At 70.7% G+C, this 13,808-nt stretch carries 11 protein-coding genes and 1 pseudogene; all 12 read left to right on the top strand.

The window, feature by feature from the left end:
• Positions 1-2: 2 nt before the first annotated feature.
• Entirely contained in the window at positions 3-371 is a 369-nt protein-coding gene (locus AB0F82_RS24780; protein ID WP_356810037.1) for a DUF4233 domain-containing protein, read from the top strand.
• 103 nt (positions 372-474) lie between these two features.
• Complete coding sequence (gene ndk / locus AB0F82_RS24775; protein ID WP_030027161.1) at positions 475-885, top strand: nucleoside-diphosphate kinase; 411 nt, start codon at positions 475-477, stop codon at positions 883-885.
• Between the two features lie 295 nt (positions 886-1,180).
• Positions 1,181-2,200, top strand: coding sequence for a rod shape-determining protein (locus tag AB0F82_RS24770; protein WP_030008578.1), 1,020 nt, complete (start codon positions 1,181-1,183; stop codon positions 2,198-2,200).
• A 131-nt stretch (positions 2,201-2,331) separates the two neighbouring features.
• Complete coding sequence (mreC, locus tag AB0F82_RS24765; RefSeq protein ID WP_030819225.1) at positions 2,332-3,279, top strand: rod shape-determining protein MreC; 948 nt, start codon at positions 2,332-2,334, stop codon at positions 3,277-3,279.
• 13 nt (positions 3,280-3,292) lie between these two features.
• Positions 3,293-4,000, top strand: a complete 708-nt coding sequence (gene mreD / locus AB0F82_RS24760; protein ID WP_356810033.1) for a rod shape-determining protein MreD — start codon at positions 3,293-3,295, stop codon at positions 3,998-4,000.
• Between the two features lie 13 nt (positions 4,001-4,013).
• Positions 4,014-6,185, top strand: coding sequence for a penicillin-binding protein 2 (gene mrdA, locus AB0F82_RS24755; protein WP_362631338.1), 2,172 nt, complete (start codon positions 4,014-4,016; stop codon positions 6,183-6,185).
• A 15-nt stretch (positions 6,186-6,200) separates the two neighbouring features.
• Entirely contained in the window at positions 6,201-7,400 is a 1,200-nt protein-coding gene (gene rodA, locus AB0F82_RS24750) for a rod shape-determining protein RodA (protein WP_362631336.1), read from the top strand.
• Positions 7,401-7,449: 49 nt separating this feature from the next.
• Positions 7,450-8,973 carry a CYTH and CHAD domain-containing protein gene (locus AB0F82_RS24745; RefSeq protein WP_362631334.1) on the top strand — a complete coding sequence of 508 codons (1,524 nt, stop codon included), beginning with the start codon at positions 7,450-7,452 and terminating at the stop codon, positions 8,971-8,973.
• Between the two features lie 72 nt (positions 8,974-9,045).
• Positions 9,046-10,971, top strand: coding sequence for a TIGR03960 family B12-binding radical SAM protein (locus AB0F82_RS24740; RefSeq protein WP_356810025.1), 1,926 nt, complete (start codon positions 9,046-9,048; stop codon positions 10,969-10,971).
• 63 nt (positions 10,972-11,034) lie between these two features.
• Positions 11,035-12,063, top strand: coding sequence for a hypothetical protein (locus tag AB0F82_RS24735; protein WP_362631332.1), 1,029 nt, complete (start codon positions 11,035-11,037; stop codon positions 12,061-12,063).
• A 110-nt stretch (positions 12,064-12,173) separates the two neighbouring features.
• Complete coding sequence (locus AB0F82_RS24730; protein WP_356810141.1) at positions 12,174-12,953, top strand: TIGR03936 family radical SAM-associated protein; 780 nt, start codon at positions 12,174-12,176, stop codon at positions 12,951-12,953.
• Positions 12,954-13,188: 235 nt separating this feature from the next.
• Positions 13,189-13,808: pseudogene (locus AB0F82_RS24725) on the top strand (ribonuclease E/G); the annotation flags it as partial.

The following is a 13,808-nucleotide window of genomic DNA, read 5'->3' as shown; positions in this document are numbered from 1 at the left end:
GGATGCGCACGCTGTGTGCGAGCACGCTGATCGGCGAGTTCTTCGTGATCGGCTTCGCGGGACTGGTCGCCATGAAGGACCCGGACCTGACCCAGGCCACGGTCTGGACGGTGTGCGGGGTCGCGATGCTGCTGTCGGTGCTGCTGTGCGGGATGCTGTCGCGGCCCGGGGCCGTCCAGCTGGGCTGGGCCCTGCAGATCGGGCTCGTCGCGAGCGGTTTCGTCGTCCCGACGATGTTCTTCCTCGGCGCGGTCTTCGCGGGCCTGTGGTGGTGCTCCGTGCACTACGGCCGGAGGATCGACTCGATCAAGGAGCGCTGGGCGGCCGCGCAGGAGGCGCCGGCGGCGCCCGCGGCGTCCGACACTGCCTGACGGAGCTCCGGGCCGCCCGGCCCCGGCCCCCGGGCGGCCGGACCTCCCCGGACGGCCCTGTAGATTCGTCCCACCGCACCCGTATGCCGCAAGGAGCCGCAACATGACCCAGCGCACCCTCGTCCTGCTCAAGCCCGACGCCGTCCGTCGTGGCCTGGTCGGCGAGATCATCGGCCGCATCGAGCGGAAGGCCGGCTGGACCATCCCCGCCCTGGAGCTGCGCACGCTCGACCAGGAGACCCTGGAGGCGCACTACGGCGAGCACAAGGGCAAGCCGTTCTACGAGCCGCTGATGGGCTTCATGTCCAGCGGCCCGGTCGTGGCCCTGGTCGTCGAAGGGGAACGCGTCATCGAGGGCGTCCGCCAGCTGGCCGGACCTACCGACCCGATCGCCGCGGCGCCCGGCTCCATCCGGGGCGACTTCGGCACCGTCACCCGGGAGAACCTGATCCACGCCTCGGACTCCGAGGAATCGGCCGAGCGCGAGCTGAAGCTCTTCTTCCCCGCGCTCTGATCAGTCCTTCCTGACGAGACATCAGCCGAATAGCGCTCATGACCTGGGGCGACCGAAGTAATTTCGGTCGCCCCCAGGTAATTCCGGGCGCGAGCGGGAACGCCTGGGCAGGACACGTCGTCACCACTGAGGGGGCGGGTATCCGTTCCGGCGGGATTGCCGGAGTCCCGTCGCGCGGTGTCCGCACCCCGGCACTACGATGGGGCCTCCACCCACACACCCACCTCGCCGACCTGACAGCAGCCGCTTTCAACTGGAAGGCCAGACGCTCCTCATGGGGAACAAGGGGAACAACATGTCGTTCATCGGCCGTGACATGGCGATCGACCTCGGGACCGCCAACACGCTGGTGTACGTGAGGGGCCGGGGGATCGTCCTGAACGAGCCGTCCGTGGTCGCCATCAACACGAACACCGGCGGCATCCTGGCGGTCGGCTCCGAGGCGAAGAAGATGATCGGGCGCACGCCCGGCAACATCGTCGCCGTGAGGCCCCTCAAGGACGGCGTGATCGCCGACTTCGAGATCACCGAGCGTATGCTCCGGTACTTCATCCTCAAGATCCACAAGCGTCGCTACCTGGCTCGCCCGCGCGTCGTGGTCTGCGTTCCCTCCGGCATCACGGGAGTGGAGCGCCGCGCAGTCATCGAGGCGTCCACGCAGGCCGGCGCCCGCCAGGTGCACATCATCGAAGAGCCCATGGCTGCCGCCATCGGCTCGGGCCTGCCCGTCCACGAGGCCACCGGCAACATGGTCGTGGACATCGGCGGCGGCACCACCGAGGTCGCCGTCATCTCCCTGGGCGGAATCGTCACGGCGCAGTCCATCCGGGTGGCCGGCGACGAGCTCGACAACGCGATCATTCAGCACATCAAGAAGGAGTACTCGCTCCTCCTCGGTGAGCGGACCGCCGAGCAGATCAAGATCACCATCGGCTCGGCGTACGACCTCGACAAGGACGAGCACACCGAGATCCGCGGCCGGGACCTGGTCTCGGGCCTGCCCAAGACGGTCGTCATCTCGGCCGCCGAGGTCCGCAAGGCCATCGAGGAGCCGGTCAACTCCATCGTCGACGCGGTCAAGACGACGCTCGACAAGTGCCCGCCGGAGCTCTCGGGCGACATCATGGACCGCGGCATCGTCCTGACCGGCGGCGGCGCCCTGCTCCGCGGCCTCGACGAGCGGCTGCGCCGTGAGACCGGCATGCCGATCCACATCGCCGAGGACCCCCTCGATTCCGTCGCGCTCGGCTCCGGCAAGTGCGTCGAGGAGTTCGAGGCCCTCCAGCAGGTCCTGGACGCTCAGCCCCGTCGCTGACAACGCCCCTCCCTGCCGGAGGGGGTAAGCGGAGCACAAGGATCCGCCGTACGGGTGCTACCGGGCCCGTGCGGCGGATCGTTGATATACAGGCAAAGAGAATTCCGACGAGGAAGGCACGGCCGCCGCACGTGAGGGACACACGAGAAAGCCGGCTGCTCCTGGTGCTTCTGATCGCCATCGCGTTCGCATTGATCACGGTGGACATCAGGGCAGGCGAGGAGTCACCGGTCGACGGTGCCCGGCAGGCCGCCGCAGCGGTCTTCGGGCCGGTCGAGGAAGGTGTGGCGACCGCGGTCGATCCGGTCGCCAACGCCATAGGGGCCGTACGGGACTCCGGGGAGCGCCACAACCGCATCGCCACGCTGGAGCGCGAGAACGCGGCCCTCAAGGCCAAGCTGGGCAGCGAGGACCAGACCCGCAGCCGCATCCACGAGCTCGACGAGATGCTCAAGCGGGCCGGCGCCGGACAGTACGGCATCAAGGGCGCCGAGGTCATCGCCATAGGAGCGGCCCAGGGCTTCTCCTGGACCGTCACCATCGACGCCGGCAGCAAGGACGGCATCGAGCGCGACATGACCGTCCTCAACGGCGACGGGCTCGTCGGCCGGGTCACCACGGTGGGCCCCGACACCTCCACCGTCGTCCTGGCCAACGACCCCGACTTCACGGTCGGCACGCGCCTGGAGAAGACCGGCGAACTCGGTTTCGCCACCGGCCAGGGAGACCGCGCCCTGTCCGTCCAGATGCTCAACGGCAAGGCCAAGGTCAGCCCCGGCGACCGGCTCGTCACCTTCGGCTCGCGCGGCAACAAGCCCTTCGTGCCCGGCGTTCCGATCGGCGAGGTCGTCAAGGTCGACCCCTCCCGCGGCGACCTGACCCGCACCGTATGGGTGCGTCCGTTCGTCGGCTTCTCGCGCCTCGACATCGTGGGCGTCGTCGTGATGCCGCCGCGCGAGGACCCGCGCGACGCCGTTCTGCCGCCCAAGCCCGAGGCCCCCAAGCCCACCCCGACGGTCACCGTCACGGTCACTCCGTCCGGGTCCGCCAGCCTGGCGGCCCAGCCGGCCGACGACTAGGAGCCGACCCCGTATGCGCTTCAACCGGATCCTGCTCTCGGCCACGCTCGTCGTGGTCGCCCTCGTCATCCAGGTCACCGTCCTGGGCCGGCTCCAACTGCCCGGCGCGGTACCCGACCTGCTCCTCCTCACCGTCGTGTCCCTCGCACTCGTGTACGGGCACGTCAGTGGTGCGCTCATCGGCTTCGGCGCCGGACTCCTCGCCGACCTGGCGCCGCCCGCCGACCACGCGGCCGGGCGGTACGCGCTCGTTCTGTGCGTCATCGGCTACGTCGCCGGCCTGGTCCGCCCCGACGGCGGGCGGTTCCGCTCCGCCTGGGGCCCGATGCTGACCGTCGTCGCCGCCGCGATCGGCTCCACCCTGCTCTACGCGGGCGTGGGCGCCCTGGTCGGCGACACCGCCGCCCGCCACGTCGGCCTGACCGGGCTGGTGTTCACCGCCACCCTCTACGACCTGCTGCTCGCGCCGTTCACCGTGCCGTGGATCATGGCGCTCGCCCGCCGGGCCGAGAACGACCCGATGGCCGTCGAGGCCGGCGGCGGCCCCGCCAACAAGGCCGCCGACGTTTCCGCCGGCTGGCTGGCCGGCGGCACCGGCCTGCGCATCGGCAGCCAGCGCGGCGGCCTGCGCCTGAAGACCGCGCGGGTCCGCGCCAACAAGGCCGTCCGTATAAAGGGCGTCAAGCCGGCCAAGGGTGTGAAGAGCGTCAAGAAGCTGTGAGGGAGGAGCAGACGTGACCAACGTCCCGGAGACCGGCCGCACCTCCCGGGTGCAGATCAGGCTCGTCATCATGCAGGTCCTCGTCTTCTCCATGCTCATCACCCTCGGCGGCCGGCTCTGGTTCCTCCAGATCCGCAACGGCGCGGAGTACTACCACGAGGCCAAGAGCAACCACGTCCAGCGGGTCGTCCAGCCCGCCGTGCGCGGCTCGATCCTCGACGCCCGCGGGGTCCCCCTCGCCGACAACGAGACCCGCCTGGTCGTCTCCGCCAGCCGCACCGCGCTCATGAAGATGAAGGACAAGGGCAAGGGCGTCATGACCCGCCTCGCCGCCGTCCTGGACATGACCCCCAAGGAGGTCATGGACAAGGTCCGGCTCTGCGACTCCCAGACGCCCAAGCCCTGCTGGAACGGTTCCCCCTACCAGCCGATCCCGGTCACCCTCGAAGCCACCACCCAGCAGGCGCTCCAGCTGCGCGAACGCCCGGAGGAGTTCCCCGGCATCACCGCGGAGCCCACCGCCGTCCGCCGCTACCCGGCCCCCGGAGGAGCCCGCACCTCCCAGGTGCTCGGCTACCTCTCGCCCGTCACCGACGACGAGATCCAGAAGGCCAAGGACACCGACTCCCCGCACCTGCGGTCCGACCAGGTCGGCCGCTCCGGCATCGAACGCACCTACGACCGGCAGCTGCGCGGCAAGGCGGAGGTCACCTCGTACGAGGTCGACAACCTCGGCCGGGTCATGGGCCAGACCAAGTCCGACCCCGGAATCGCCGGGTCCACCCTCGTCACCAGCATCGACGCCCGGGTCCAGGCCGTTGCCGAGTACGAGCTCCAGCAGGCGATGAAGGTCGTCCGCAACGAGACCGACAACATCACCGGCCGCAAGTACGAGGCCGACTCGGGCGCCGTCGTCGTCATGGAGGCCAAGACCGGCCGCATCGTTGCGATGGCCTCCCAGCCCGACTACGACCCCAACGCCTGGGTCGGCGGCATCTCCGGCGCGGACTACGCCAAACTCACCAGCAAGGGCTCCAACTACCCGCTGCTCAACCGGGCCATCCAGGGCATGGCCCCCGCCGGCTCCATCTTCAAGGTGGTCTCCGCGAGCGCCGCCGTCCGGGCCGGCTACAAGTTCAACGACAAGTACAACTGCAGCAGCTCCTACAGCCTCGGCGGCCGGAGCTTCGCGAACTTCGAGTCCAAGGGACACGGCCCCATCACCCTCGCCGAGGCCCTCAAGTTCTCCTGCAACACCGTCTTCTACGCCCTCGGGCACAAGGAGTGGCAGCGCGACGGCGGCCTCAGCCCCAAGAAGGACGCCCACGACTGGTTCTACCGGACCGCCCGGGAGTTCGGACTCGGCTCGGAGACCGGGATCGACCTGCCCAACGAGGTCAAGGGCCGCATCCCCGACCGCCGGTGGAAGCAGAGCTTCTGGGCGGCCAACAAGAACTCCTGGTGCAAGCAGGGCAAACGGGGCGGCACCTACGTCGAGCAGATCGCCTATGAGAGCTGCCTCGAAGGCAACCAGCTCAAGGCCTACGACAGCATCAACTTCGCCATCGGCCAGGGCGACGTCCTCGTCACCCCCATCCAGATGGCCACCGCCTACTCGGCCATCAGCAACGGCGGCACCCTGTACAACCCCACCGTCGGCAAGGCCGTGATCAGCCCCGACGGCAAACACGTAGAGATGATCAAGCCCCAGTCCCACGGCAGGCTCCCCATCGACACCCAGACCGTCGCGGACCTGGACAGGGGGCTGCGCATGGTCGTCGAACCCGGCGGCACCGCCGCGTGGCGCTTCGGCGGCTGGCCCCAGGACAAGATCCCGATGCACGCCAAGACCGGTACCGCCCAGGTCTACGGCAAGCAGACCACGTCCTGGCTGGCGACCTACACCAAGGACTTCACGATCGTCATGACGATCTCCCAGGGCGGCACCGGCTCCGGCGCCTCCGGCCCCGCCGTGCGCAACCTCTACAACGCCCTCTACGGTCTGACCATGGACGGGAAGCAGGACCCGAAGAGGGCCCTGCTGCCGGCCCCGGAGACGAAACTGCCCAGGATCAACCCCGACGGCTCCATCGAATCCCCCGAGATCCGGCCGTACGTACCGCCGTCCCCGGAGGGCCTGGAACCGCCGGCACTCGCCGGGCCACCCCCGACACGGCACGACTGAGGACCCCATACCGACATGCCAACCGCCAACAAGTTCTCCGTCTCGCGGTACGCGCCCGAGCGCGGCCCGATGGCCAAACTCACGGCCCGCGACTCCGTGCTGCGCCGGCTCGACTGGCCGATCCTGCTCTCCTCGCTCGCCCTGTCCCTCCTCGGCGCCCTGCTCGTGTGGTCGGCGACCCGCAACAGGACCAGCCTGAACCAGGGCGACCCCTACTACTTCCTCGCCCGGCACGCCCTGAACACCGGCATCGGCCTGGTGCTGATGATCGGCACCGTCTGGCTGGGCCACCGCACCCTGCGCGGAGCCGTGCCGGTCCTCTACGGGCTCTCGCTGGTGCTGATCCTCGCCGTGCTGACCCCCCTCGGCGCCACCATCAACGGCGCCCACGCGTGGATCGTGATCGGCGGCGGATTCTCCCTCCAGCCGTCCGAGTTCGTGAAGATCACGATCATCCTGGTCATGGCGATGCTGCTCGCCACCCGGGTGGACGCGGGCGACCTCGCCCATCCGGACCACCGCACGGTCGTCAAGGCGCTCTGCCTGGCCGCCGCCCCGATGGGCATCGTCATGCTGATGCCCGACCTCGGGTCCGTCATGGTCATGGTCGTCATCGTGCTCGGCGTGCTGCTCGCCTCCGGGGCCTCCAACCGCTGGGTGATCGGCCTCCTCGGCTCCGGCGTGGGCGGGGCCGTCCTGATATGGCAGCTCGGCGTCCTCGACGAGTACCAGATCAACCGCTTCGCTGCCTTCGCCAACCCCGAGCTCGACCCCGCCGGCGTCGGCTACAACACCAACCAGGCGCGCATCGCCATCGGCTCCGGCGGCCTGACCGGCTCAGGGCTCTTCAAGGGCTCGCAGACCACCGGCCAGTTCGTGCCCGAGCAGCAGACGGACTTCGTCTTCACCGTGGCCGGCGAGGAGCTCGGCTTCCTCGGAGCGGGCCTGATCCTGCTGCTGCTCGGCGTCATCCTCTGGCGGGCCTGCGTGATCGCCCGGGAGACCACCGAGCTCTACGGGACGATCGTGTGCGCCGGCATCATCGCCTGGTTCGCCTTCCAGTCCTTCGAGAACATCGGGATGACCCTCGGCATCATGCCGGTGGCCGGGCTGCCCCTGCCGTTCGTGTCCTACGGAGGGTCGTCGATGTTCGCCGTGTGGATAGCGGTCGGACTCCTCCAGTCGATCAAGGTTCAACGGCCATTGTCAGCCTGATGTTCCCTTCATCATGCAGACGTGTTCCGTTCAGGACTAAGTTCGGTACATGGCGGACACAAAGCGCGAGATCGAGCGGAAATTCGAGTTCTCCACGGCCGAAGCTGCCCGGCGCGGGGTGCCGGACCTGACGGGGACGGCCGCCATCGCGGCCGTCACCGACCAGGGCACCGTCGACCTCGACGCCGTCTACTACGACACTCCCGACCGGCGGCTCGCCGCCGACGGTCTCACCCTGCGGCGCAGAACGGGCGGCCAGGACGAGGGCTGGCACCTCAAACTGCCCGTCTCCCCAGGGGTGCGCGACGAGGTCGGGGCCGCGCTCAGCGACACGGTACCCCCGGCCCTCGCCGCCCTCGTCCGCTCCCGCGTCCGCGACGCCGGACTCGGACCACAGGTCCGCCTGGTCTCCTCGCGCCACGTCAGCCACCTCCTCGACGCCGACGGGGCACTCCTCGCGGAACTGAGCACCGACGAGGTCGTGGCCGAGCGCGGCGAAACGACCGCCGGCTGGACCGAGGTCGAGGTGGAACTCGCCGACGGCGTCGACCCCGACCTCCTCGACGCCGTAGAAACAACCTTCCGCAAAGCCGGCCTCCGGGTCTGCGGCGCCCCCTCGAAACTCGCCCGGGCCCTCGCGGAGACCGACGCCGAGCCCCCGGCCCGCCCCTCCGGCGGCGCAGGACCCGAAGGCACCGCCGGCGCGCACGTCGTCGCGTACCTGACCGAGCAGCGCGACACCCTCATCGCCCATGACCCGGCCGTACGACGCAACCTCCCCGACTCCGTCCACCAGATGCGGGTCGCCACCCGCCGACTGCGCAGCACCTTCAAGACCTACCGCAAGGTCCTGGACCGCGAGGTCACCGACCCCATCGGCGAGGAGCTGCGGTGGCTGGCCGCCGAACTCGGCGTCGACCGAGACCAGGAGGTCCTGATGGAGCGGCTCCGGTCCCACCTCGCCGCACTGCCCCCCACCCTCCTCGCCGGCCCGGCCCGCGACCGGCTGCAGACCTGGAACACCAGCCGGCGCTCCGCATCGCGTCGCAGGGCCCTGGCCGCACTCGACAGCGACCGCTACGTCACCCTCCTCGACGCCCTCGACGCCCTGCTGGACGCGCCCCCGCTGCTCGACGGCGCCGCCAAGTCCCCGGGGAAGGTCCTCCCCAAGGCGGTGCTCCGCGACTACGCCCGCCTCGCCACCCGCATCGACGCCGCGCTCGCCCTCGACAAGGGCCGGGAACGGGACCTGGCCCTCCACGAGGCCCGCAAGGCGGCCAAACGCGTCCGGTACGCGGCGGACTCGGCCGTGCCCGAGCTCGGCAAACCGGCGAAACGCCTGGCCAAGGCCGTGAAGAAGGTGCAGAGCCTGCTCGGCGACCACCAGGACAGCGTGGTGGCCCGTGAGGCCCTGCGCGGCCTCGCGGACCAGGCTGCCGACGCGGGGGAGTCCGCCTTCACCTGGGGTGTGCTCTACGGCCGCGAGGAGGCCCTGGCCGAGCGGAGCGAACGGGAGCTTCCCGGCATCTGGGCGAAGGCCTCCGCCCCCGCCCTGCGGACGGCCTTGAAGTGATCACGCGGTGGGGGCGGCTGAGCCATCGGGGTACGCTAGATAGCTGCCCCCTGCCCGCTTCACGAAAGTCGCGTGATGACCGAGTCGGTCTTCCCTCAGCTTGAGGCCCTGCTTCCGCACGTGCAGAAGCCCATCCAGTACGTCGGTGGCGAACTCAACTCCACGGTCAAGCCGTGGGAGAGCTGCGACGTCCGCTGGGCCCTCATGTACCCGGACGCGTACGAAGTCGGGCTGCCCAACCAGGGCGTCATGATCCTGTACGAGGTGCTCAACGAGCGCGAGGGCGTCCTCGCCGAGCGCACCTACAGCGTGTGGCCCGACCTCGAAGAGCTGATGCGCGAGCACAACGTGCCGCAGTTCACCGTGGACAGCCACCGCCCGGTCTCCGCCTTCGACGTGTTCGGCCTGTCCTTCTCCACGGAGCTGGGCTACACCAACATGCTCACGGCGCTGGACCTCGCCGGCATCCCGCTGGAGGCCCGCAACCGCACCGTCGACCACCCGATCGTCCTCGCGGGCGGCCACGCGGCCTTCAACCCGGAGCCGATCGCGGAGTTCATCGACTGCGCGGTCATCGGCGACGGCGAACAGGCCGTCCTCGACATGACCGAGATCATCCGCACGTGGAAGGCCGAGGGCAGGCCCGGCGGCCGCGAAGAGGTCCTGCTGCGCCTCGCCAAGACGGGCAACGTCTACGTGCCGGGCTTCTACGACGTCGAGTACCTGCCGGACGGCCGCATCGGCCGCGTCGTCCCCAACCGCTCCGGCGTGCCGTGGCGCGTGTCCAAGCACACCGTCATGGACCTCGACGAGTGGCCGTACCCCAAGCAGCCCCTGGTCCCGCTCGCCGAGACCGTCCACGAGCGCATGTCCGTGGAGATCTTCCGCGGCTGCACCCGCGGCTGCCGTTTCTGCCAGGCCGGCATGATCACGCGCCCCGTGCGGGAGCGAAGCATCACCGGCATCGGCGAGATGGTGGAGAAGGGTCTCAAGGCGACCGGCTTCGAGGAGGTCGGCCTGCTCTCGCTGTCGTCCGCGGACCACACCGAGATCGCCGACATCGCCAAGGGCCTCGCCGACCGCTACTCGGACGACAAGGTGGGCCTGTCCCTCCCGTCGACCCGCGTGGACGCCTTCAACGTGGACCTGGCCAACGAGCTGACCCGCAACGGCCGCCGCTCCGGCCTGACCTTCGCCCCCGAGGGCGGCTCCGAGCGCATGCGCAAGGTCATCAACAAGATGGTCTCGGAGGAGGACCTGATCCGGACCGTCGCCACCGCCTACGGCAACGGCTGGCGCCAGGTGAAGCTGTACTTCATGTGCGGCCTGCCCACCGAGACCGACGAGGACGTGCTCCAGATCGGCGACATGGCGGTCAACGTCATCGCCAAGGGCCGCGAGGTCTCCGGTCAGAACGACATCCGCTGCACGGTGTCGATCGGCGGGTTCGTGCCCAAGCCGCACACCCCGTTCCAGTGGGCGCCGCAGCTGTCGGCCGAGGAGACGGACGCCCGCCTGGGCAAGCTCCGCGACAAGATCCGCGGCGACAAGAAGTACGGCCGCTCCATCGGCTTCCGCTACCACGACGGCAAGCCGGGCATCGTCGAGGGCCTCCTCTCCCGCGGCGACCGCCGCATCGGCGACGTCATCCGCGCCGTGTACGAGTCGGGCGGCCGCTTCGACGGCTGGCGCGAGCACTTCAGCTACGACCGCTGGATGCAGGCCGCGGAGAAGACGCTGCCCGCCTACGGCGTCGACGTGGCCTGGTACACCACGCGCGAGCGCACCTACGAGGAGGTCCTGCCCTGGGACCACCTGGACTCCGGTCTCGACAAGGACTGGCTCTGGGAGGACTGGCAGGACGCCCTCGACGAGACCGAGGTCGACGACTGCCGCTGGACCCCGTGCTTCGACTGTGGCGTGTGTCCTCAGATGCAGACCGAGATCCAGATCGGCCCGACCGGCAAGAAGCTGCTGCCGCTGTCGGTCGTGAAGTAACCCTTGGGTCACGAGAGGCCCCCGCCCGCAACGGGTGGGGGCCTTCGCCGTGTCCTCCACTGCATGGAAATGGACAAACGGCCTCCCGCCGGCGGCGGTGACGGGTGCCTGGTGGGCGTCATCAGGATTCCCGTGAAGATCGTCGCCGTACTCGTCGTACTGCCCGTACGGGTGGTCTGGGAACTGCTGGTCGCCGCGGGCCGCGCCGCGCACCGGCACGTCCTCGGACCGCTGTACGTCCATGTCCTCCAGCCGCTGCTCCGTGCGCTGGGGTGGCTGCTGACCACCCTGCTCAAGCTGGTATTCGTCTGGCCGTGGGTCGGGCTCTGGCGGTACGTGCTCACCCCGATCGGCCAGGGGCTGGCGTGGCTGGGCCGCGGCGCCTATGACCACCTGCTCGCGCCGGCCGGGCGGATCCTGGGCATGTACGTGCTGCGTCCGCTAGGGGAGGCGCTGGCCTGGATCGGCCGGGGCGGCATGCGCTACCTGCTCGCGCCCCTCGCCAGGGGCGTGACCCGGATCGGCTGGGTCCTCGGCATGGCGCTGTTCGTGTGGCCGTGGGTCGCGCTGTGGCGGTACGTGCTCGCGCCCGTCGGCCGCGGGATCGCCTGGCTGGCCGTGGCGGTCCACCGGTACGTCCTCGCCCCCGTCGGGCACGGGATCGTATGGCTCGTAACCGCCCTGTACCGGTACCTGCTGCGGCCCGTCGGGCTCGGCGTGGCGTGGCTGGCCGCCGCCCTGTACCGGTACGTCCTCACGCCGGTCGGGCGGGTCCTCCTCTGGGCCTGGCACGTGGCCGGGCGGATCACCGCCGCCCTGTGGCGCGGGCTCAAGTGGGTGGGCCGGGTGCTGGTCGGCTGGCCCGCCTCCATGGTCTACCGGCACGTGCTCACCCCCGTCGGACACGCCGTGCGGGAGGTCTGGCGCACCGGCCGCGCAGCCGTCCGCGAGGCACGGGCCACCGTGCGCCGTGCGCTGTTCGGTACTCCTCCCGTGGAACCGGCGAGGTCACGGGCGCGTACTCTGGGTAGTACGACAGCCGCCGACGCGGCACCCGCAGACGAGATCTCCCTGCCCCGACGGCGGGGGTGAGCCGGAGCGGGTCGACAGACCTCAGGGCGAAGCGCGAGCCGCGGAGCCCCGCACAAGGAGAAGAACCACTGGGCAAGCGACAGCCCGAAGGCCCGCCTCCCGCACCGGTGGTGCAGCGCATCCGACTGCGCTACACCAAACGCGGCCGCCTCCGGTTCACCAGCCACCGAGACTTCCAGCGCGCCTTCGAGCGGGCCCTGCGCCGCGCCGAGGTGCCCATGGCGTACTCGGCGGGTTTCACCCCGCACCCGCGCGTCTCGTACGCGAACGCCGCTCCGACCGGGACCGGCAGCGAGGCCGAATACCTGGAGATCGGCCTCGCCGCGCCGCGCGATCCCGAGAAGCTCCGCGAGCTGCTCGACGAGTCGATGCCGGCCGGACTCGACATCATCGACGCCGTCGAGGCCCGTACCTCCGGCCTGGCGGACCGGCTGACCGCCTCCGTGTGGGAGCTGCGCCTGGACGGCGTGGAGCTCGCCGAGGCCCAGCGGGCGGTGGAGGTCTTCCTCGCCGCCGAGAACGTCGAGGTGCAGCGCAAGACCAAGAACGGCGTGCGGACCTTCGACACCCGCGGCGCGGTCGTCAGCCTCGAAGCGCTTCCCGCGCCGGCTGATAGGCCGCTGGACAATGCTTGTGCGATACTGCGGCTGGTTGTTCGGCATCTGACACCTGCCGTGCGACCCGACGACGTCCTGTCCGGTCTCCGAGCTGTGGCCGACCTGGCGCCGCCGGTCCCCTCTGCGGTGACCAGGCTGGCGCAGGGGCTCTTCGACGAGGAGTCCGGCACGGTGACCGACCCGCTCGCGCCCGACCGCGAGGCAGACACGGCCGCCCCACCCACGGTCGCCGTGACCGCCGACGCGAAGGCGCCGGAAGGTCCCGCCGCGTAGGGATCGTCGTCGTCGCGCAGCCCTGGCACTCGGGAGCCACCTGGGTCGGGCCGCGTACAGACCTGAAGACTTCCGCCAGGCCGTACGGACAAACACGTACGGAACCGGCGGCCATGGACTACAGCTCCCGTGTGGCGAACGCGCCCCGGAGGCCGGCTCCGCGTCATCGCGCGGAACCGAGCCGGACCGGAAGTCAGCCGCGGCGCCCGGGAGCGTGACGGGAGAACCGCCCGCAATGCTCAACAACGAAAACGACACCACCACCCCCGCCGGCGCCGACAGCGGCAGCCCCAGCGACAACCTGCCCCCGCGCAGGCGTCGCCGCGCCGCCTCGCGACCGGCCGGTCCGCCCGGCGGCGTCGCAGCCGCCGAGGTGACCCCGGTGGCGGAGCCCGCCCCCGTGGAGGAGGCCGCTCCGGCCGCCGCCCCCGCCCGTGCCCGCCGTCGCGCGACCCGCGCCGTGGCCGCTCCGAAGACGCAGGCCGCCGAGGCCGTCGTCGAGCCCGCCGCCGAAGCCCCGGCCGCCGAGGCCGTTGCCGCTCCGGTCGTCGAGGAGGCCGCGGCCGCTCCGGCTCCGCGTGCTCGTCGTCGTGCGACCCGTGCCGTGGCCGCTCCGGCCGCTGAGGCCGCCGAGGTTCCGGTTGCGGAGGCTCCGGCTGCTGCCGAGGCCGTCGTCGCTCCGGTCGTCGAGGAGGCCGCGGCCGCTCCGGCTCCGCGTGCCCGTCGTCGTGCGACCCGTGCCGTGGCCGCTCCGGCCGCCGAGGCCGCCGAGGTTCCGGTTGCGGAGGCTCCGGCTGCTGCCGAGGCCGTCGTCGCTCCGGTCGTCGAGGAGGCCGCGGCCGCTCCGGCTCCGCG

This window comes from Streptomyces virginiae (genome assembly GCF_040638905.1).
Lineage (GTDB): Bacteria > Actinomycetota > Actinomycetes > Streptomycetales > Streptomycetaceae > Streptomyces > Streptomyces virginiae_B.
The sequence above is the reverse complement of the archived record's forward strand: the minus strand, read 5'-3'. Positions and strand labels throughout refer to the sequence as shown.